Origin of the sequence: Ketogulonicigenium robustum (assembly GCF_002117445.1) — a bacterium.
In the GTDB taxonomy this organism is placed as follows: domain Bacteria; phylum Pseudomonadota; class Alphaproteobacteria; order Rhodobacterales; family Rhodobacteraceae; genus Ketogulonicigenium; species Ketogulonicigenium robustum.
In genome coordinates this window covers 2,036,718-2,056,298 of sequence record NZ_CP019937.1, presented here as the reverse complement: position 1 = coordinate 2,056,298, position 19,581 = coordinate 2,036,718, and the positions used below count along the sequence as shown (strand labels likewise).

23 protein-coding genes are annotated in these 19,581 nt (G+C 63.0%); 9 read left to right on the top strand and 14 right to left on the bottom strand.

What is annotated here, in order from left to right:
• Positions 1–12 precede the first annotated feature (12 nt).
• From BVG79_RS10230 to BVG79_RS10210, 5 genes are read right to left on the bottom strand one after another with little or no spacing between them, the layout of a single operon-like run.
• On the bottom strand, positions 13–726 hold the full coding sequence (locus BVG79_RS10230) for a flagellar hook-basal body complex protein (protein WP_085786810.1): 714 nt from the start codon (positions 724–726) through the stop codon (positions 13–15).
• Positions 727–729: 3 nt separating this feature from the next.
• Positions 730–996: a flagellar biosynthetic protein FliQ gene (locus BVG79_RS10225; protein ID WP_085786809.1), complete on the bottom strand. Its 267-nt coding sequence runs from the start codon at positions 994–996 to the stop codon at positions 730–732.
• A complete protein-coding gene (fliE, locus tag BVG79_RS10220) occupies positions 996–1,280 on the bottom strand; it encodes a flagellar hook-basal body complex protein FliE (RefSeq protein ID WP_085786808.1) in 285 nt (94 codons plus the stop codon). Before fliE ends, BVG79_RS10225 begins: the two co-directional genes overlap by 1 nt.
• Before the next feature lie 9 nt (positions 1,281–1,289).
• Positions 1,290–1,673, bottom strand: a complete 384-nt coding sequence (flgC, locus tag BVG79_RS10215) for a flagellar basal body rod protein FlgC (RefSeq protein ID WP_085786807.1) — start codon at positions 1,671–1,673, stop codon at positions 1,290–1,292.
• Position 1,674: 1 nt separating this feature from the next.
• Positions 1,675–2,052, bottom strand: coding sequence for a FlgB family protein (locus BVG79_RS10210; RefSeq protein WP_085786806.1), 378 nt, complete (start codon positions 2,050–2,052; stop codon positions 1,675–1,677).
• An 88-nt stretch (positions 2,053–2,140) separates the two neighbouring features.
• Here BVG79_RS10210 and BVG79_RS10205 point away from each other — a divergent pair, with 88 nt between their 5' ends.
• Entirely contained in the window at positions 2,141–3,496 is a 1,356-nt protein-coding gene (locus tag BVG79_RS10205) for a FliI/YscN family ATPase (RefSeq protein ID WP_085786805.1), read from the top strand.
• 6 nt (positions 3,497–3,502) lie between these two features.
• Here the strand turns inward: BVG79_RS10205 and BVG79_RS10200 are convergent, their stop codons facing one another.
• The 6 genes from BVG79_RS10200 to BVG79_RS10175 form a co-directional block, all read right to left on the bottom strand.
• Positions 3,503–4,291, bottom strand: a complete 789-nt coding sequence (locus tag BVG79_RS10200) for a DUF1217 domain-containing protein (protein WP_085786804.1) — start codon at positions 4,289–4,291, stop codon at positions 3,503–3,505.
• Entirely contained in the window at positions 4,292–4,699 is a 408-nt protein-coding gene (gene flbT, locus BVG79_RS10195; protein WP_085786803.1) for a flagellar biosynthesis repressor FlbT, read from the bottom strand.
• A complete protein-coding gene (gene flaF, locus BVG79_RS10190) occupies positions 4,699–5,079 on the bottom strand; it encodes a flagellar biosynthesis regulator FlaF (RefSeq protein ID WP_085786802.1) in 381 nt (126 codons plus the stop codon). Before flaF ends, flbT begins: the two co-directional genes overlap by 1 nt.
• A gap of 90 nt (positions 5,080–5,169) precedes the next feature.
• Entirely contained in the window at positions 5,170–6,378 is a 1,209-nt protein-coding gene (locus BVG79_RS10185) for a flagellin (protein WP_085786801.1), read from the bottom strand.
• Between the two features lie 192 nt (positions 6,379–6,570).
• Positions 6,571–6,897, bottom strand: a complete 327-nt coding sequence (locus BVG79_RS10180; protein ID WP_085786800.1) for a hypothetical protein — start codon at positions 6,895–6,897, stop codon at positions 6,571–6,573.
• Complete coding sequence (locus BVG79_RS10175; protein ID WP_085786799.1) at positions 6,890–7,168, bottom strand: rod-binding protein; 279 nt, start codon at positions 7,166–7,168, stop codon at positions 6,890–6,892. Before BVG79_RS10175 ends, BVG79_RS10180 begins: the two co-directional genes overlap by 8 nt.
• Before the next feature lie 126 nt (positions 7,169–7,294).
• On the opposite strand from BVG79_RS10175, the gene BVG79_RS10170 reads away from it, so the two are divergent.
• The gene (locus tag BVG79_RS10170; RefSeq protein WP_198167846.1) at positions 7,295–8,443 is read left to right on the top strand and encodes a flagellar hook-length control protein FliK; all 1,149 of its coding nucleotides are present in this window, start codon (positions 7,295–7,297) and stop codon (positions 8,441–8,443) included.
• 9 nt (positions 8,444–8,452) lie between these two features.
• On the top strand, positions 8,453–9,118 hold the full coding sequence (locus tag BVG79_RS10165) for a flagellar hook capping FlgD N-terminal domain-containing protein (RefSeq protein ID WP_085786797.1): 666 nt from the start codon (positions 8,453–8,455) through the stop codon (positions 9,116–9,118).
• On the opposite strand, the gene ubiB is transcribed toward BVG79_RS10165, so the two are convergent.
• Positions 9,115–10,650, bottom strand: coding sequence for a 2-polyprenylphenol 6-hydroxylase (gene ubiB / locus BVG79_RS10160; protein WP_085786796.1), 1,536 nt, complete (start codon positions 10,648–10,650; stop codon positions 9,115–9,117). The genes BVG79_RS10165 and ubiB overlap by 4 nt on opposite strands.
• 3 nt (positions 10,651–10,653) lie before the next feature.
• Positions 10,654–11,406, bottom strand: a complete 753-nt coding sequence (gene ubiE / locus BVG79_RS10155) for a bifunctional demethylmenaquinone methyltransferase/2-methoxy-6-polyprenyl-1,4-benzoquinol methylase UbiE (protein ID WP_085786795.1) — start codon at positions 11,404–11,406, stop codon at positions 10,654–10,656.
• Between the two features lie 118 nt (positions 11,407–11,524).
• On the opposite strand from ubiE, the gene mutM reads away from it, so the two are divergent.
• The 5 genes from mutM (at position 11,525) to recF (ending at position 17,274) form a co-directional block, all read left to right on the top strand.
• Positions 11,525–12,376, top strand: a complete 852-nt coding sequence (gene mutM, locus BVG79_RS10150) for a bifunctional DNA-formamidopyrimidine glycosylase/DNA-(apurinic or apyrimidinic site) lyase (protein WP_085787356.1) — start codon at positions 11,525–11,527, stop codon at positions 12,374–12,376.
• A gap of 127 nt (positions 12,377–12,503) precedes the next feature.
• Positions 12,504–12,773: a 30S ribosomal protein S20 gene (gene rpsT / locus BVG79_RS10145; protein ID WP_085786794.1), complete on the top strand. Its 270-nt coding sequence runs from the start codon at positions 12,504–12,506 to the stop codon at positions 12,771–12,773.
• A 759-nt stretch (positions 12,774–13,532) separates the two neighbouring features.
• Positions 13,533–14,972 (top strand): chromosomal replication initiator protein DnaA, encoded by a 1,440-nt coding sequence (dnaA, locus tag BVG79_RS10140; RefSeq protein ID WP_085786793.1) that lies wholly within the window; start codon positions 13,533–13,535, stop codon positions 14,970–14,972.
• A 57-nt stretch (positions 14,973–15,029) separates the two neighbouring features.
• Entirely contained in the window at positions 15,030–16,148 is a 1,119-nt protein-coding gene (gene dnaN / locus BVG79_RS10135) for a DNA polymerase III subunit beta (protein WP_085786792.1), read from the top strand.
• Between the two features lie 7 nt (positions 16,149–16,155).
• Complete coding sequence (gene recF, locus BVG79_RS10130; RefSeq protein WP_085786791.1) at positions 16,156–17,274, top strand: DNA replication/repair protein RecF; 1,119 nt, start codon at positions 16,156–16,158, stop codon at positions 17,272–17,274.
• Here the strand turns inward: recF and BVG79_RS10125 are convergent.
• The gene (locus tag BVG79_RS10125; RefSeq protein ID WP_085786790.1) at positions 17,271–17,924 is read right to left on the bottom strand and encodes a peroxiredoxin; all 654 of its coding nucleotides are present in this window, start codon (positions 17,922–17,924) and stop codon (positions 17,271–17,273) included. The genes recF and BVG79_RS10125 overlap by 4 nt on opposite strands.
• 135 nt (positions 17,925–18,059) lie before the next feature.
• Here BVG79_RS10125 and BVG79_RS10120 point away from each other — a divergent pair, with 135 nt between their 5' ends.
• Entirely contained in the window at positions 18,060–19,493 is a 1,434-nt protein-coding gene (locus tag BVG79_RS10120; RefSeq protein WP_085786789.1) for an aldehyde dehydrogenase family protein, read from the top strand.
• The last annotated feature ends 88 nt before the right edge of the window (positions 19,494–19,581 follow it).

Genomic DNA, 19,581 nt, shown 5'->3' with positions numbered 1-19,581 from the left:
GATCAGGCGGCCTTAGCTTTTGATCAGCTGTATGGTGTTGCGGATGCGTTCATCCTCGCGGTCGGCCAGTGTCTGGCCGAATTCATAGGCGCGCTGCACCTCGATCATGCGGGCGATCTGCGAGATCGCATTCACGTTCGAATTTTCCAAATGGCCCTGCCGCATGACGCCGTCCAAAACCGGCATGTTGTCGTCACTAAAAAAGCCTGTGCCGCTGGTGCGCGTGATGGTGTTCGGATCGGTGGGGGTAAACAGGCCAATCTGGCCGATGGCATCGCCGCCGACTGCAATGGTGCCATCGCTACCGATCATGACGGGGCCTGCATCGGCCGGGATCATGACCGGCGCTTCGCCCGCATCCAGCAGCGAGTAGCCGTCGGCTGTCACCAAAACCCCCTCGCCACTGAGGGTGAAGGCCCCCGACCGCGTCAGCATCGGCCCGTCGGGGTGGTCGATCATGAAGAACCCTTCGCCCTCGATCGCCAAATCGTAAGGGGCGTTTGTGATGCCAAGATCGCCTTGGGTAAAGTCGGTTTGCCGCACGCGCGCGGTAGCAAGCGACAGCGATTGCGTCTGTGGCCCCAGCCGGACAACGTATTCGCTGAACGCCACCCCCTCGGCGCGAAAGCCGGTGGTGTTTGCGTTCGCGATGTTGTTCGCGATGGCCCGCATTTCGTGTAGCAGCCCGCTTTGACGGGTCAGCGATGTGTATCCGGCGTTATCCATAATTCATCCTGCGATCAGCGGCACCAGCACGCTTTGGAAGTAAACGGTCAGCGTGCGCGTCATGAAGCCCATGGTCAGCCAGAACACGACCACGATGGCCGCCAGTTTCGGCACGAAGGTCAGCGTCATTTCCTGCACCGATGTCAGGGCCTGAAACAGACCCACGACCAGCCCGACCACCAATGCGACGGCCAGCACAGGGGCCGACATCATCACGGCGGCCCAAAGGCCCGCCCGTAACGTGTCATAGAGCTGCGCCTCGACCAGCATCACACGGCCATCCGCAGTATTTCCTGATAGGCCTCGACCACCTTGTTGCGGATGGTCACGGCCGTCTCGACCGCCAGTTCGCTTTGGGCGAGGGCGGTGACAAGCGCGTGGGGGTCGTAATCGCCCGTCATCGCGCTCATTGCGGCCTCTTCACCGGCTTTCAGCGTGCTGGCAAATTCTGCGCCGGCTGACGCGAAATAGCTGGCGGGAGACGAATCATCGTGCCCCTGCGTGGTCCGCAGGGCGTCATAGGCGCGCGAGGCGAGAGTGCTGCGAATATCCATATCGGGGTCCTATCGGCGCAGAAGGTCAAGAAGCGAGGACGACATCTGTCGCACCTGATCGAAGACTTTTAGGTTTGCCTCGTAGCTGCGGTTCGCCTCGCGGGCGTCGGCGATCTCGATCAGCAAGTCGACGTTGGACCCCTGATAATTGCCCTGATCATTCGCCAGCGGATGGGCGGGGTCATGCACGTCGGCCAACGGGGACTGGTCCAGACGCACGCGGCTGGTTTCAACGCCGCCTTCGGTCGCAACCGCCGCGCGGAAGCTGACCAGTTTGCGGTGGTAGCCGGGGGTGTCGGCGTTTGCGATGTTTTCGGATGTGTAGCGCACGCGGTTGGCCTGCGCTTGCATGCCGCTGGCCGCGATGGACAGCGTGGTGGAAAAGTCAGCCATTCTAGCCTCCTATGCTTGTGCGTAGCAGCGTCAGGCCGTGGCGGTAGATCGTCAGGGCCTGTGTGTGTTCGCGCTGCGCGTCGATTGCTGCAACAGCCTCAGTCTCGAGCGAGACCGAGTTGCCATTGGGTGATTCTTCGGCCAGCGCCGCATGGGCGCCGAGGGCGGGCAGAGCCTGGCCCTGCAGGTGACCGCTGCGCGTTTGCAGCAAGGCGGTATTGCCCGCCGCCTGATAGCTGTCGGCAAAGCTGGCAACCGATTGCACGCGGTAGCCGGGCGTGTCGGCATTCGCGATGTTGATTGCCGTCTGGTTGATCCGCTGGCTGGCATGGACGGCCATGGCCGATGCCGTGCGGAACAGGTCGAGGCCTTTTTGCATCCGGTTGGTCCCCTTTTGGTTTCAACCAAGATTTAAGGCTGATTCCTTAAAGAGAGGTTGTGCCGCAACCGTCGCAGGGGAATTTACCATGAATGCAGTTGAAACCACGTCAGACCCGTTGGGGGTGATCGACCGGGTCGTGCATGTGCTGCAAGGTGCGCCCGCGTTGCAGCCCGTGGGGCGTGTCGCCCGTGCGGCAGGCGGCACGATCGGGCTGGAAGGTCTGACGCAAGCCAGCAAATTGGGTGATCGAATCACGGTGCTGACCGATGCTGGCCCCCTGAGGACCGAGGTTATCCGTGTCGCTGCCGCAGAAGTCACCGTCATGCCCGAGGGGTTGGCCGAAGGCGTTGCGGTAGGGGATCGTGCCGTGTTGACCGGCGCTGCCCGCTTTTGCCCCGATGCGCGTTGGATCGGCCGGATGATTGACCCCGACGGCGTGTCGCTGGACGGGATGCCGCTGCTGCAGGGGCCGGTTGCGCGCCCGCTGCGCACGGCCCCCCCGCCTGCCGCCGCCCGTCGCGCCATGGGGGCGCGCCTGCACACCGGCTACGCTGTGTTTGATACAATCTTGCCGCTTGTGCGTGGCCAACGAATCGGCCTGTTCGCCGGGTCGGGCGTCGGGAAGTCGACGCTTTTGGCCGGCCTTGCGCGCAGCGTCGAGGCCGATGTCATTGTGATCGGTCTGGTCGGTGAGCGTGGCCGCGAGGTGCGCCATTTTGTCGAGGCGGTGTTGGGCCCAGAGGGGATGGCGCGGTCTGTGGTGGTCGCCGCCACATCAGACGCGGCGCCGCAAACCCGCCGCCGTTGCGCCTGGGCCGCCACGGCGGTGGCCGAATATTTTCGCGATCAGGGCAAGCAAGTGTTGCTAATGCTGGATAGCGTCACCCGTTTTGCCGAGGCGCATCGGGAAATGGCGGCTGCGTCGGGTGAGCCCGCGGCCCTGCGCGGCTATCCAGCCTCGACTGGCCCTGCCATCGCGGCGCTGTGTGAACGCGCCGGGCCGGGGCTGCCGGGGGCAGGGGACATCACGGCGATCTATTCGGTATTGGTGCAAGGGTCGGATATGGAGGAGCCGGTCGCCGACATGCTGCGCGGCACGCTGGATGGGCACATCATTTTGGATCGGGCCATCGCCGAAGGCGGCCGTTTTCCTGCTGTTGATGTACTGCGCTCGGTCTCGCGCGCGCTGCCGGCGGCGGCGTCTATGACCGAAAACAGCTTGATCGCCGAGGCGCGAGGGCATCTGGGCCAATATGATCGCGCCGCATTGATGGTGCGATCAGGCCTCTATGTTGCGGGCAGTGATCCGGCTGTGGATGCCGCCGTTGCCGTGCGACCGGGGATCGAGGCGTTTCTGACGCAAACAAAAATCCCCACGACCACTGCGGCCTTTTCTGCCTTGCGGCAGGTTTTGGTCGCTGTGCGTGGGGGTGCGAAGTGAGGGGCGTTAACGCCCCAGCAAGCTCAGCGCGATCGAGGCGGGCGAGTTGAACGCGCTGTTGTTGATCTCGCTGCGTACCAGAAACAGTCGGATCAGCTTTTCCTGCGCGGCGGGGTCGGCGAAGTCTGCAAAAGTAGTGATGCCGAAAGTCGCCTTGGCGCGGCTGATGAATTGCTCTTTTTGCTGGTCAATATCGATCTGCGCGAAAGATGCGGGAAAGCCGAGCGCAGTCTGGAAGACATTGCGCAACGGGCTGTCACCCATCATCGCGAACCATTGGGCGTTCTCGCTGCCCTTGGCTGCCAGAACGTCAGCGACCCCGCCGGCCACGTTCAGCGCCAAACGTAGGTCGCCGTTCTGCTCGCCCACGGCAACCTCGAACGATTCGCTGGTGTAGCGGGCGATAATTTTGTCGGCAAAGTCTGCCTTACTCGTCTGCACTCCGTCCGCATTGCCAAAGCCGAAGGCGCTGGACAGGGCGGCATATCGTTTGTCCGACAGTTTGCTGGCGAAAGCTCCCTGTGTCTCGGTTCCCTCGGTCAGGACGCGCTGGATGAAGGCCTTCGAATTCAGGTCGTCTTGCAGGCCGAATGCTCCCAGCGCGACCGACAGCAGACGGCGGTTCGACATCAAGTCATCAACCGTTTCCACCTTGGCGATGTTCTCGCGGAAGTATTTCGTGTTCATCGCAACCTCGCCCGAGGCGGCAAACGCTGTCGTTTGGCGTTGCAATGTTTGCGTCAGGAAGCGCCAGCCGGTGTAGCCGGACAGCGGAAGCACGGGCTGGAACGACATCTACGCCTCCAATCGGGTGGAAAGTAAGCGATCCTCGCGCGGCAGCAGGCTGCGCAGCCGCCGGAGGACGCGATAGTAATCAGCGGCGATGCAAGCTTCGGTCGCTTCGGCAAGTAGGCGGCGGCTGTCGGGGTCGATCAACGCTTGGCTCAGTTGTTCGATACCTTGCAAAAGCTGCTTGCGGCCCTCGGCCTCGGCGCAATCGTCCGTCAGCATTAGTTGCGCGATATAGCAGACGCGGCGCACGGGGGTATTTGCTTGGTCGGGGGGGATCGCGTCGCGCAGGCGCAAAATGTTGGCCCTCGGCGATACCACGGCCAATCGCGAGCGTTTGTCGCCGTTCTCAATGACGGCACCGTTAATCAAAACACGTTCGAAAGGCGCCAATTTCAACACAAGGCCTGCCATCACGAGGCCTCGCGGACAGCAGTGGCGCGGGGGGCAAGGCCCTGCAACATCGCGCGGTTCACTTCGATCAGCGGTGCCAGATCAGCGCCTTCGCGCAGGGCCTTGCTGGAATGGTCGATGGTGAATTCTGCCAGATAAAAAATGCGGGCACGTAAGTCAGCGGGCAGTTGGTTCTGGTCGCTTGCGACATCGGCGGCAAGCCATGTCCACAGGCGGCGGTTGTCGTGCAAGGCTTTGGCCTTTGCCGCGAAGTCCGATTCTTGTGCCGCGATCAAAGCCGATGTCACGCGCGAAAATACCGCCTGTTCCATGCTGCGATTGTCGCGGATGCCGACCAATGCGTTGCCATAGCCCGAGCGGGCAAGCTCGATGGTGTTCATTGCGGTGGTGTCCTTTCAGGACAAAATGCTTCAAGCGGCTTTGCCGCTGGCGGGTGAAAAGGCCGAGGCGAACCCCGGCCTGTCCAGATTTTATTGGAACAACGACAGCAGCGATTGCGGCGACTGGTTGGCAATAGACAGCGCTTGGACGCCCAGTTGCTGCTGCACTTGCAGCGCTTGCAGGCGGGCCGAAGCCGCTTCCATATCGGCGTCGACCATCGAGCCGATGCCAGACTTCAGCGCGTCGGTCAGTTTGCTGACAAAGTCGGCTTGGGTCGAGATGCGGCTTTCCACAGCACCAAAGGCGGCGGCTGCATCAACGGCGGTTTGCAAAATGCCGTCGATGTTGTTCAGCGCGCTGAGAGCGCTGGCATCCGAGCTGACGTCGATGGTGTTCAGCAGGCTGAGGCCACCGGCGCCGGCGTTTTTGAACTGTGCGCCGACCGTCAGGTCTTTGGTGCCGTCATTGGTGAAGGCCAACGTGCCGGCGGTGGCCGAGTCGTAGTCCACCGTCAGACCTTCGATGCCCAGTGCGTCGACGGCGTTCTTCAGGCCGACGGCGATCATGTCGGCGGGGGTGGTAGTAGCAGCGTCTGCTTCCGAAACGGTATAGGTCGCGGTTTTGCCGCCGATGTTCAGCGAGATCTTGTCGCCTGCAGCATAGGTTGCAGCCGCATCGATTTCGATGGTGCCGGTGCCGCCAGCGCCGTCCAGATTAAAGGCGGCGGCATCGCTGTTCGCCGTCACGCCATCGGTCGTCGCGCCGAAAACGGCGGTTGCAACGTAATCGCCGGTCGACAGGTTCTGGCCGGTCACGTCGATCGTCGAAACACCGACCGAACCGTCAGCTTTACGGTCCAGCGAGGCAAGGAAGCTGGCTGTGGCGGTGCCGCCGTCGATCAGGTTCATGCCGCTGAACTGTGCGGTTGCGACGATGTTCTTGATCTGCTCGACGTCGGCGTCGATGGCGACTTGCAGCTTGGCGCGGTCAACGTTGGCGGTTTGCGCGTTGACGATGTTGTCCTTGATCGCGTTCAGACGCGAAGCGATCGATTCGGCGGCCTGACGCGCCACCGAGACGGTCGATTCGCCCAGGCTGAGCGTGTCTTGGATCGCGGTGAAGCCCTGAACGTCCGATTCCATGACTTTGGAAATCGCCCAGACGGCCGCGTTGTCTTTCGAGTTCGCCACCGACTTGCCGGTTGAAATTTCGGCCTGAACAGCGGTCAGCGCGTTGTTGGTGGCTTTCAGCGTTTGCAGCGCGACCATTGCGCCGTTGTTGGTAAGAATGCTGGACATGTCGTCCTCCGTGGGATGGCGCTTTTGCGCCTGGGTTTCGGATGGCGGATCGCTGCTGCGCCGCCTGCCATTCTGACATCCCGCCCCGCGCCGTTTGTGGCGCTGGCGTCCCGTTCTGGTAGGGGTGTTGTGGTCGCCGGGCGCTTAACAGCCGCCTAACAGCCCGGCGAAAGATATCTGCAATTTGAACGATCAGGCTTTGTGTTCGAACGCGGGGCGCGTGGCTTGAAACGCCGCGCGCGTGCCCGCTTGGCTATAGGTGCTGAAACTGGGCGGCGCGGCTTGCGTGCGTGCCGTGCGCAGTCCGCGAATGGCAGCGGCGAACAGGTTTTGGTTGCGTTGCGCCGCGCGGGCGATGTCGGCGACGACAGCGGGGGCTAATTCGGCGTGGTCCAGCGCGGCGGCGAGTGATTCTTTTTGCGTCAGCAAGGTGGCAAGGGCATCGAAATCGGCGTGCAGCAACGCCTGCCGTTCTGCGTCGAACAGGGCCAAGGCGCGGGTGTGCAGGGGATCAGCCATTTTGCCCCTCGCGCTGGGCCATGGCGTTATAAAGCGATTCGGCCAGCCCGATGCCGCCGCTTTTCACAATCTCGCGGGCCTGCGCCTCTAGCAGGAAGGTGCTGAATTCGTCCGAACCTTGCCCGCCCATGGCGGCCTGTGCCTTGCCAAGGCCGGTTGCCTTCAACATCTCGGCCAGAAAACTGGCTTCCAATGCCTCGGCTGCACGGCGCAGGGCGGGGTGGTTGGGCGGCGAATCGGATAACGGCTGTGCCGATAGCTGGGGGATCATTGGTGTCCTGTCAGGCTGTATGCTTTCGCGCCATTTTGCCCGCGCGAGGTAAAGAAGCGGTAATCATCTTGTGCCAGTTTGCCTGTGGACGACCACTCAACACGCGGGGCAGGGATGGAGCTGGGGTTGAACCTATTGGCAGGGTCAAAGGCGCTTTTGCCCGAGGGCGAGGGCAAAGTGGCCGTGCCGGAGGAGGACGACGGCACGGTCGAGGCGTTCGCCGACTGGATGGGGACAGAAGTGGCACCGCAGCCGCTGGTGACGCCTGCTGCTGTGCCAGTGCCAGATCTGCCCGCCCTACCCGAAGGCGAAGACGTGGCCGAGGTCATCCCGCAAGACGGCCTTGACGCGCAAACCCCGTTGCCCCTTGCCGAGGGGGATATTGGCGACGTCGTCCCCGACACCGATAAGCCTGCCCGCCCGACCAGCTCTGAAGCTGCTTGGCTGCTGCGCGTGGGATTGGATGTGCCTGTGGCGGGTGTCGTGCAAGTCGCACCGCCGCCCACCCCCGAACAGACGGCGGATCTACCCGCGCCGCCCCAGCGTGACGCAGCGCCTGTCGCCGCGGTGCCAGCGGCCCCGCAAAATCTGGTGCGTCTCGAGGGGCTGCCGCTTTCCCAGCGCACGCCGCCCGCCCCCGTGCCCGACACAGCGGATGCGGCGCCGCTGCCCCCCACGCCAAATGTTGTGGCGACCGCACCTGTGGCAGTGGTGGCAATTGCGCCGCCTGCCAGCGTGACGCCCCCGATTCAACCCGCAGGCCCACCACTGCAACCCGCGCGCGAGGATGGCGACGAATTGTTGCCCGATGTGCCATTCGACCCGCAAACCACGACGCTGGCCCCGCATCGCGCCCGCGCGCTGGGCCTTGCGCAACTGCCGCCGCCCCATGTCGCAGGGGTTTTGAACCAAATCGAGGCCGCCGTGGCGCGCAAGGGCGAGGGGGTGGTGGAAATCGCCCTCTCGCCCGAGGAATTGGGACGCTTGCGGCTGACGCTATCCGAAGGGCAGGGCGGAATGGTGATGCAGATTCAGGCCGACCGCCCCGAGACGCTGGATCTACTGCGGCGCAACCTTGACCAGCTGGCCGCAGACCTGCGCGATCTGGGCTATGGTTCGGTCGATTTCAGCTTTCACCAGCAAAGCCAATCGGACGAACCGGATACCGCCCCGCAAGCGCGCCGCATGACTTACGCTGATGGTGTTGCGGCTGATGCCGCGCCACTCACCCCGCGTCCCGCGCCGCTGCGCGGCCAACTTGATATTCGTATTTAAGGACATCCGATGGTTACCACCGCTACCGCAGCCACCGCCCCTGCCACGACGCAAACCACCGCATCTGCGTCGAATAGCGCCGCCGCCGTTTCGTCGGATTTTGAGACGTTCCTGAAGATGTTGGTCGCGCAGGTGCAGAACCAAGACCCGCTTAACCCGATCGATTCGACAGAATATGCGGCGCAGCTAGCGACCTTTTCGGGGGTCGAGCAGCAGGTCCAGACGAACCAGCTGCTAAACCAGTTGATCGCCCAGACCGGCATTTCCAGCTTGGGCACCATGTCCAGTTGGATCGGCAAGGATGTGCGCGTGGCCGCTGCAGCCGCTTATGACGGGGTGACGGGCATCACAATCTCGCCCAACCCTGCCGCGCTGTCGGACAAGGCCGAATTGGTCGTGCGGGCCGCCGACGGGGCCGAGGTTCAGCGTATCACCATTCCGGTCAGCACCGACACGGTGACGTGGAACGGCACGACCGCTGACGGTGGCCAAGCCCTCAGCGGCTTTTATACGTTCGAGGTCGCTAGCTATGTCGGCGAAACGCTGATTTTGCAGGAACAGGCCGAGATTTACGCCACGGTGCGCGAAGTGCAGTCGGTGAACGGCGGGCAGGTGCTGGTGCTGAACGGCGATGTCGCGGTCAGCCCGTCGGCGGTGACCGCGCTGCGCAGTTAAAGCGCGGCCAGAATAGCCGCGCCCACCGCCACCCCTGCCAGCGCAATTCCGGCCCCAGCCAACATCACCTTGCCCTGTCCTTGCGGGGTGGGGGCGGGCTGCGCGGGGGATGACTGTGCGATAACCGCACGTTCGGCCAAATCAGGCAGGCGCGGGCCCAGACGCGACAGCACCTTGGCCGCTTCGGCCAGATCGGTGATAAAGGCGCGCGGGCCGATATTGTCGCGGACGTATTCCTCGATCACGGGGCCGCTGGTCTTCCAGATATTGCTGCGGGGGTCGATGTGGCGGGTGACCCCCTCAACCACGACCATGGTGCGCTGCAGCAAGATCAGCTCGGTGCGGGTCTGCATGCCGAAGCGCTCGGTCACCTCGAACAGCTGCGACAGTAGGCGTGCCATCGACATGCGGGTGGCGTCCATCCCGAAAATCGGCTCGCCAACAGACCGTAGCGCGCGGGCAAAGGCATCGATGTCGCGGTCGGCGGGCACGTAGCCTGCCTCGAAATGCGCCTCGGCCACGCGGCGGTAGTCGCGCTGCACAAAGCCGTAAAGAATCTCGGCGTAGACGCGGCGGGTATAGGTATCAAGCTGCCCCATAATGCCGAAATCCAGCGCAATGACCTGCCCGTTCGGGCCAATGCGCAGGTTGCCTTGGTGCATGTCGCCGTGGAACAGACCGTCGCGTAGGGCGTGGCGCAAGAATTGCTGCAAAATGCGCTGGGCCAGCGCAGGCCGATCGATGCCCGCGGCATCCAGCCCGTCCAGATCGGCGGCCTGAATGCCGTCAACCCATTCCATCGTCAGCACACGGCGGCCCGACAGATCCCAGAAGACTTTGGGCACTTTGAACATCGGATCATCGGTTGTCTTCGATCCAAATTCCGAAGCGGCGGCCCCCTCGAGGCGCAGGTCCAGCTCCTCCATCACGACGCTTTCGAAGTGATCGACCACATCGCTAGGGCGCAGGCGGCGGGCCTTGGGGGCCAAAAATGCAATCAATTTGGCCGAAAACCGAAAGGCGGCGATGTCGCGTTTGAACGCGCGGTCAACGCCGGGGCGCAGCACTTTGATGGCTACGGTTTGGCCGGTCTCGCGCACAACCGCCTTGTGCACCTGCGCGATCGAGGCGGCGGCGACAGGTTCGGACACGCTGCTGAACAGATCGTCCACCGGCAGGCCCAGCTCGCGCGTGATCTCGGCGCGGGCCTCGGCTAAGGGGAAGGGCGGCAGGCTATCTTGCAAAATGCGCAGCTCGCCCGCCAGCACCGGCCCGATCACATCCGAACGGGTCGAGAGGATCTGCCCGAATTTGATATAGGCCGGCCCCAGTGCCGTTAGCGCACGGGTGGTCGGCGGCAGGCTGGGGTCACCCTTGTAGCCCAGCCACCGCACCGGAAAGGCCAGCACGCGCAGCCCCACGCGCAGGCTGCGGGGCGCATCAATGGCGTCCAGCACCTGCCGCATCGCGCCCGTGCGTTCGAACGTGGCGCCCGTGCGGATCAGCCGCCAAATATGCAAAGGGGCGCGCATCACCTAGATCTTCCAGCCCGAATGCAGTGCGGCGATGCCCAGCGACAGGTTGCGGTAGGCCGCGTTTTCAAACCCTGCCGCACGGATCATGCCCAGGAACGTGTCTTGGTCGGGGAACTTGCGGATCGATTCGACCAGATATTGATAGCTGTCATGGTCGTTCGCGATCAGCTGGCCCATGCGCGGGATCACGTTAAAGGAATAGAGGTCATAGGCCTTTTGCAGTGCCGGATTGATCATCTGGCTGAACTCCAACACCATCAGGCGACCGCCCGGGCGCAGGACGCGATAGGCCTCGGCCAGCGCATCGGCGGGGCGGGTGACGTTCCGGATGCCGAAGCTGATCGTGTAGACGTCGAACGTATTGTCAGGAAAGGGCAGGGCCATCGCATCACCGACAACCCAATCCAGTTGGGCGGCCATGTCTTCGGCCTCGGCACGCTGGCGACCGGCGATCAGCATCGGCTCGGTCAGGTCCAGCACGGTCGCATGGGCCCCCTTGGCGCGGGACAGGAATCGGAACGAGATGTCACCCGTCCCCCCCGCCACATCCAGCAGCTTTTGCCCCGCGCGCGGGTTCAGCCAGTCCATCATCGCGTCTTTCCACAGGCGATGGATGCCGACCGACATGACATCATTCATCACGTCGTATTTGCTGGCGACCGACCTGAACACGCCTTGCACGCGCCCCGCCTTTTCCGACTCTGGCACGTCCTGAAAGCCGAAATGGGTGGTCTTGTCCTGCGGCGTGGTCATGGGGCTGCCCCTTGCTGATCTTTAAAAACGGGATAGCGGCTGCGCAGGGCCAAGGCAAATGCTTGTTCCCCCTTTGGTGCAGCACTATCTTGTCATGCTGCTGCGAAAGGAATGCGCCATGCCCGAATTGCCCGAGGTTGAAACCGTCCGTGCGGGTCTGCTGCCCGTGATGGAGGGACAGGTCATCGCCCAAGCCGATGTGCGGCGGCCGAATTTGCGCTGGCCCTTTCCCGAAAACATGGCCGCGCGGCTGACGGGCAAGCGCGTGCTGGGGCTGCGGCGCCGGTCGAAATACATTCTGGCCGACCTTGATAGTGGCGAGACGCTGCTGATCCATCTGGGCATGTCGGGGCGGATGCTGATCTCGGGGCAGCAGCTGGGCGAATACGTGCATGAGCGCGCCGCGCCCGCAAAGCACGACCATGTGGTTTTCGATATGGAGACGGGGGTGCGCATCGCCTTTAACGACGCCCGCCGCTTTGGCGCGATGGACTTGATGGCGACCGCCGCGGTTGACGCGAATCCCCTGATTGCCGTTTTGGGCCCCGAGCCGCTGGGGAACGATTTTTCGCCCGCCTATTTGGTTGATCGCTTGGCGGGGCGCAAAACACCGATCAAATCGGCCCTGCTGGATCAGCATATCGTGGCCGGTCTGGGCAATATCTATGTCTGCGAGGTGTTGTTTCGTGCGGGCATCCATCCCGCCCGCTTGGCAGGCGATCTGCGTCCGGCCGAGGTCGAGGCAATCGTGCCGATCATCCGCATTGTCCTAGAGGAAGCGATTCGAGCCGGCGGCTCCAGCCTGCGTGATTACCAGCAAACCGATGGAAGTCTGGGATATTTCCAACATTCCTTCCGCGTCTATGGCCGCGAGGGCGAAGCTTGCGTAACGTCAGGTTGTGCGGGTTTCGTGCAAAGAATCGTCCAATCGGGCCGATCCAGCTTTTTCTGCCCCCATTGTCAGGGTTAATTCGCCCCAATGCACAAGATTCCCGTGTCCTAGTGTAAAACAAGGGGCTTGCCCCTGTTGACTTGCCAGCCGGTCGGGCCTAATGACACGTCCTCATATGAATTAGCCCAGACGGGATCGACACAACATGGCAAATACGCCCCAATCCGCCAAGCGCGCCCGTCAGAACGCGGCTCGCTTTGCAGTAAACAAAATGCGCCGTTCGCGCATCCGCACTTACCTGCGCAAGGTCGAAGAGGCACTTGCCTCGGGCGATCAGGCAGTAGCTGCTGAAGCCCTGAAGAACGCTCAGCCCGAGCTGATGCGTGGCGTGACCAAAGGCGTCGTGCACAAGAACACTGCGGCTCGTAAGGTTTCGCGCCTTGCCGCTCGCGTGAAAGCACTGGCAGCCGCCTAAGCATACGCACCTTCGGGTGTCGTTTGCATGACGAATTTGTAAAAGGCGTACCCAATCGGGTACGCCTTTTTCGTTTGTCCCCATGGCCTTGACCGATTCTTTCACCGCGCGGGAAGGCGCTGCTGCTTCCCGCAGGGTCATCTGGAAATCCCTTTTTGTTCCAAGGGCTTCTTGTGGTCTGCGCCCCCGAATCTACTGCCGGTAGAGTCAAGTTTTGACGTGGCCCCCCGCCGATCTTCCCGCCCCGTGCGGGCCATTGTGACACAGCAATGACAAAGAATCCGCGGGATTCAAAAGGCTGGCGGATTCGCGGTCGTGCAAGCTTCTGTCAAGCGCGTTGTTCGGTTGAACAGGCCGCAGAACCACCGCTAATTTGCCCAAGCGATTCACGTCGTTTCTGGGGAAACGTGGGGACCGCCTCCCGATAGGGACGGGCATGCGACAGGGCATGAACGTGGCTGCTTGGCCGCGCGCGATACCTTGTTGTCTGCTAGTTGCGGGGGGCTTCCTACAGCCCTTCCTCCTGCCAGAGGAAGGGTTCACGTCACATAGAAAGCCTGTCCGGCAGGGCAGGTGCTACACCGGGATAAAACCCCGCTGCCCGCCCGCAAGAGGCGGCACGGATACTTTTTCCCTACGCTTGGCGCAGCCAATGAGGCTGGCGGCGCCATGTGGTCCGTGGCCCCCCAAAAACGACATCGCATGCAGGACCTTTGGCCATGTCGGCCAATGCGATGGACGAAATGAGGGGCACGGCGAATGAGCAAGGCTGGTTGGGTACAGGTACAAGACAACCTGAAGGCGGCGGTGGGGGCGAACAACTTCACCAACTGGATCGCGCCGCTTGAACTCGATACCTTGGCAGACGGCGTTGCGACCTTTTGCGTGCCGACCAATTTCATCGGCAACTATGTCTCGACCAATTTCGGCGACCTGATCCTGTATCACCTGAACCGCATCGGGTTGCAGGTGCAGCGCTTGGGCTTCATCGCCGCTGCAGCGCGCCCCAGCCTGCGGGCTGCGAGCCGCGCGCCTGCGCAGGCGATGCCCCGCCGTGTTGGCCCCGCCGCGACGCGCGTGGCGCAAGCGATTCCCGCCCCTGTCGAAGCGGCCCCGGCTACGCCCGCCCCTTACGCCGCCGCGCCATCGGCCACCGCCGTGCCCGGCACACAGCTGGATGCGCGCTATACCTTTGACCGCTTTGTCGTCGGCAAGTCGAACGAGCTGGCCTATGCCGCCGCGCGCCGCGTGGCGCAGGGCGGTCCCGTCGGTTTCAACCCGCTGTTTATGTATGGCGGCGTCGGCTTGGGCAAAACGCACCTGATGCACGCCATCGCGCACGAGCTGCGCAGCCAGCGCCCCGATCTGAACGTAATGTATCTGTCGGCTGAACAATTCATGTACCGCTTCGTCAGCGCGCTGCGCGACAAAAAGGCGCTGGATTTCAAGGCAATGCTGCGATCCGTCGATGTGCTGATGATCGACGACGTGCAGTTCATCGCCGGCAAAGATTCGACGCAGGAAGAATTCTTCCACACCTTCAACGCTTTGGTGGATGCGCAAAAGCAGGTCATCATTTCCTGCGACCGCGCCCCCGGCGAGATTCGCGACATCGACGACCGCATCCGCTCGCGTCTGCAGGCGGGGCTTGTGGTCGATCTGCACCCGTCCGACTTCAGCCTGCGTTTGGGCGTGCTGGAAACCCGCGCCAAGGCTGCGGCCGAATCCTACCAGCACGTCACCATCGATGATGACGTGCTGCCGTTCCTTGCGCATCGCATCAGCAGCAACATTCGCGTGCTGGAAGGCGCGCTGACCCGCCTTTACGCCTTTGCAGGGCTGGTGAACCGCCCGATCAGCATCGCGCTGACCCAAGATTGCTTGGCGGACATCCTGCGCGCCTCGGATCGCCGCGTGACGGTCGAAGATATCCAGCGCCGCGTGTGCGAGCATTACAATATCCGCATCGCCGATATGGTCGGCCCCAAGCGTCTGCGTGCCTTTGCCCGCCCGCGTCAGGTGGCGATGTATCTGTCGAAAAAACTGACCACGCGGTCGCTGCCCGAAATCGGGCGTCACTTCGGCGGGCGCGATCACACTACGATCATGCACGGCGTGAAAAAGATCGAATCGCTGATGGCCTCTGACAGCCAGATGGCGGACGATCTGCAAGCCCTGCGGCGTGCTCTCGAGGCTTGACTTGCGCCCGCGGCCCGTTCCGCTAATGTTGCCCTGTTCTGATAGCCGGAGACGCAGATGAAGTTCAGTATCGAGCGCAGCGCCCTTTTGAAGGCCGTGGCACAGGCCCAATCCGTGGTCGAGCGCCGCAACGCGATCCCGATCCTGTCGAACGTGCTGATAGCGGCGGACGGTGCCGATGTGCAGTTCCGCGCGACTGACCTTGATATCGAGGTACAGGACAGCGCGGGCGCTATGGTGCAGCAAGCCGGTGCCACCACCGTCAACGCCGCCATGCTGAATGAGATTGTCCGTAAACTGCCCGATGGCGCGCTGGTGGCGATCAGCTACGATCCGGCGGCCGAGCGTCTTACCATTGCTGCGGGTCGTTCGACCTTTACGCTGGCGACGCTGCCGCAGCAGGACTTCCCCGCGATGGCCTCGGCCGATTTCGAGGCAAGTTTCACCGCCCCCGCGCCACTGCTGCGCCGCCTGTTCGACAAGTCGAAATTCGCCATTTCGACCGAGGAAACCCGTTATTACCTGAACGGCGTCTACTTCCACATCGCGACGACTGAAGAAGGCCCCGTGCTGCGCGCGGTTGCTACCGACGGCCACCGCTTGGCCCGCGTCGATGCCGCGCTGCCCGACGGTGCCGCTGGCATGCCCGGCGTGATCGTGCCGCGCAAAACCGTGGGCGAGCTGCGCAAGCTGCTGGAAGACGATAATGCGCTGATCGCGGTGTCGGTCTCGGAAACCAAGATTCGCTTTGCGACGCCGACCATTACACTGACCTCCAAGGTCATCGACGGGACATTCCCCGATTACACGCGCGTCATCCCCACCGGCAACACCCGCCGGTTGGAAGTGGACGCTGCCGAATTTGCCAAGGCGGTCGACCGCGTGGCAACCGTGTCGTCCGAACGCTCGCGCGCGGTAAAGCTGGTCATGGAAGACGACCGCCTGCTGCTGTCGGTGCAATCGCCCGATACCGGCAATGCCGAGGAAGAACTGGCCGTCGCCTATGCTGATGAGCGCCTGGAAATCGGGTTCAACGCCAAATACCTGCAGGAAATCGCCGCGCAGGTTGACCGTGAAAACGCCGTTTTCATGCTGAACGGCGCAGGCGATCCTGCGCTGATGCGCGAAGGTGGCGACACATCCGCGGTCTATGTCGTGATGCCGATGCGCGTTTGACGCGTCTATGGCCGGATTACAGCTAACATCCCTGAAACTCTCGCATTTCCGCTCGCATAAACGGGCGGAAATGGCGTTTGATGGGCGCCCTGTTGCGTTCATCGGCCCCAATGGCGCGGGCAAAACCAACCTGATCGAGGCGATTTCACTGCTCTCGCCGGGCCGGGGCTTGCGGCGCGCGGTCACCGACGATCTGGCCCGCCGCCCCGAGCGTTTGGGGTGGAAAGTGCAGGCGGGTTTGACCCGACTTGGCTTGCCGCACGAGATCGAAACAGGGGCCGAGGCTGGCGAATCGCGTGTGGTGCGGATTGACGGCAAGGCGACAACGCAGGTTGCGCTGGCCGCTGTCGCGCCGATTGTGTGGCTGGTGCCCGCGATGGATCGCCTCTGGATCGAGGCCGCCGAGGGACGCCGCCGGTTCCTTGACCGCATGGTGATGAGCTTTGCCCCCGAACACGCGGCGGCAACGGTGGATTATGAAAAGGCGATGCGCGCGCGCAACCGCTTGCTGAAAGACGGCGTGCGCGATGCCCACTGGTATAGCGCGATCGAGCGGCTGATGGCCGATAGTGGCGCGCAAATCACGGCGAACCGCTTGGCGCTGATCGACCGTTTGCGCGCCGCGCAGCTTGGGGCCGATACCGCATTTCCCGCCGCCGCGCTGGAGCTGGGCGGCGAGGGGCCGCAGCCCACCGACCCTGCCGCGCTGGCTGCCGCACTCGCCGACAGCCGCCCTCGGGATTTGCTGGCCGGACGTAGCCTTGTCGGCCCGCACCGCGCTGATCTGCTGGCTCATTGGCGGGCTAAAGAAACTGCCGCCGCCGATTGTTCGACCGGCGAGCAAAAGGCCCTGCTTATTTCGCTGGTTCTGGCCAATGGCCGCGCACTGGCGCAAGATCGCGGCGTCGCGCCCATTTTGCTGTTGGACGAGGTGTCGGCCCATCTGGACCCTCCCCGCCGCGCCGCGCTTTACGATGAAATCACCGCGATGGCGGGGCAAACTTTCATGACAGGCACCGAAGATGCGCTGTTCAGCGGCCTTGGCACGCGCGCGCAGGCCTTTGTCGTCGAGGAAGGGGCGGGCGGCTCGGCCATCACCGAAACCGCCCTGCCGACAGGGACTTAGCCCTTCAGCTTGGCTGTGCGCAGATAGGGCAGCACGGTCTTGAAATCGTCAAAGCGCGCCTTGGCGTCTTCGTCACTGATGGTCAGCGGTACGACGACATCTTGGCCGATTTCCCAGTTTGCGGGGGTCGACACGCCGTTCTTGGCCGAGGTTTGCAGCGCATCCAGCGCCCGCAGCACTTCGGCAAAGTTGCGGCCCACGTTCATCGGATAGATCATCGACAGCTTCAGCTTTTTATCCGGCCCGATGATGAACACGGCGCGCACGGTGGCGGTGTCGTTCGGGGTGCGGCCTTCGGGCAGATAGGCCTCGGCGGGCAGCATGTCGAAAGCCTTGGCCAGCTCTAGCCCCTTGTCGGCGACAATCGGAAAACCCGGTTTTGCGCCGCCGACGGTTTCGATATCGGCCTTCCACTTCACGTGTTCCTCGACCCCGTCGACCGACACGCCCAGCACCTTGGTGCCGCGCTTTTCCCATTCAGCCGCAAGCTGTGCAACCGCGCCGAATTCGGTGGTGCAGACGGGGGTAAAGTCCTTGGGGTGCGAGAAAATAATCGCCCAGCTCTCACCGATCCAGTCATGCAACTTGATCGTCCCCTGATCGGTTTCTACGCTAAGGTTGGGAATCACGTCGTTGATACGCAGGCTCATGTCTAAACTCCTCTGAGGTGGACGGGCCGATGGGCCGATCTTGAGTCTTCGGTCTGAATATAGCCCCTTGCCCTTGCGGGGTCAGCGTGACTTCAAGGAACAGCATGCCAAAATTTGGCGCGAAAGGAGAATGAAATGATCGAGAGGCGCGCCTTTTACATTGGTGGACAGTGGGTTCATCCTGCCACCCCCAAGGATCACCCCGTCATCGACCCCTCGACCGAGGAGGTCTGCGCCGTCATTTCCATCGGCGATCAGGCCGACACCGATGCGGCGGTCGCCGCCGCGAAAGCCGCTTTTCCCGCGTGGGCCGCAACGCCGCTGGATGTGCGCCGTGGCTATGTCGAGGGGATCTTGGCACAATATAACGCCCGCGCCGAGGAAATGGCGCAGGCCATCAGCATCGAGATGGGCGCGCCCATCGACTTTGCCCGCAACAGCCAAGCCCCCTGCGTCAGCGAACATATCGAGGCTTTTTTGTCGGCGCTGGACCGGATGGAATGGGTGCACGACATGGGCGACGAGGCCCCCGGCACCCGCATCGTCAAGCAACCCATCGGCGTCGTCGGCCTGATCACCCCTTGGAACTGGCCGATGAACCAAGTGACGCTGAAGGTGATCCCTGCCCTGTTGGCGGGTTGCACCTGCGTGCTGAAACCATCCGAGGAAGCGCCGCTTTCCTCGCTGCTGTTCGCCGAATTTGTGCATGACGCGGGTGTGCCTGCGGGCGTGTTCAATCTGGTGAACGGCGATGGTGCAGGCGTCGGCACGCAGCTGTCGACGCACCCTGATGTGGCGATGATTTCCTTCACAGGCTCGACCCGTGCGGGGCGGGCGATCAGCCGAAATGCTGCCGAGACGCTGAAGCGTGTGACGCTGGAATTGGGCGGCAAGGGCGCCAATCTGGTCTTTGCCGACGCGGGTGAAGAGGCCGTCAAGCGCGGCGTCCGCAGCCTGATGAACAACAGCGGCCAGTCGTGCAATGCCCCCTCACGAATGCTGGTCGAACGCCCCCTCTATGACCGCGCCGTCGAAATCGCGCGCGAGGTGGCCGAGGGGATCGCCGTCGCGCCCGCCGCGCAGCCCGGCAAGCACATCGGGCCTGTGGTCAACCGCACGCAATGGGACAAGATCCAAGACTTGGTCCAATCCGGCATTGACGAGGGCGCGACCCTGCTGGCGGGCGGCACGGGCCTGCCCGAAGGGGTCAATAAAGGCTTCTTCGTGCGCCCCACCGTGTTTGCCGATGTCCGCCCCGGCATGCGCGTTGAGCGCGAGGAAATCTTCGGTCCCGTTCTGGTCATGATGCCGTTCGAGACCGAGGACGAGGCCCTGACCGTGGCGAACGACACCGAATACGGCCTGACGAACTACGTGCAGACCGCCGACAAAACCCGCGCAAGGCGGCTGGCGCTGCAATTACGCTCGGGCATGGTCTCGATGAATGGCCGATCTTTAGGCGATGGCGCCTTCTTTGGCGGGGTCGGGGCATCCGGCAGCGCGCGCGAGGGGGGCGTCTGGGGGATCGAGGAATTCCTGCAGGAAAAAGCCGTCTCTGACTGGAACTAATGTGCACCACCGCACAGCCACCCTGTGGTGGCTGTGCTTTATGCTGCCGCTGAACCGCATAGATTCCCCTCAACAACCCATGGAGGGG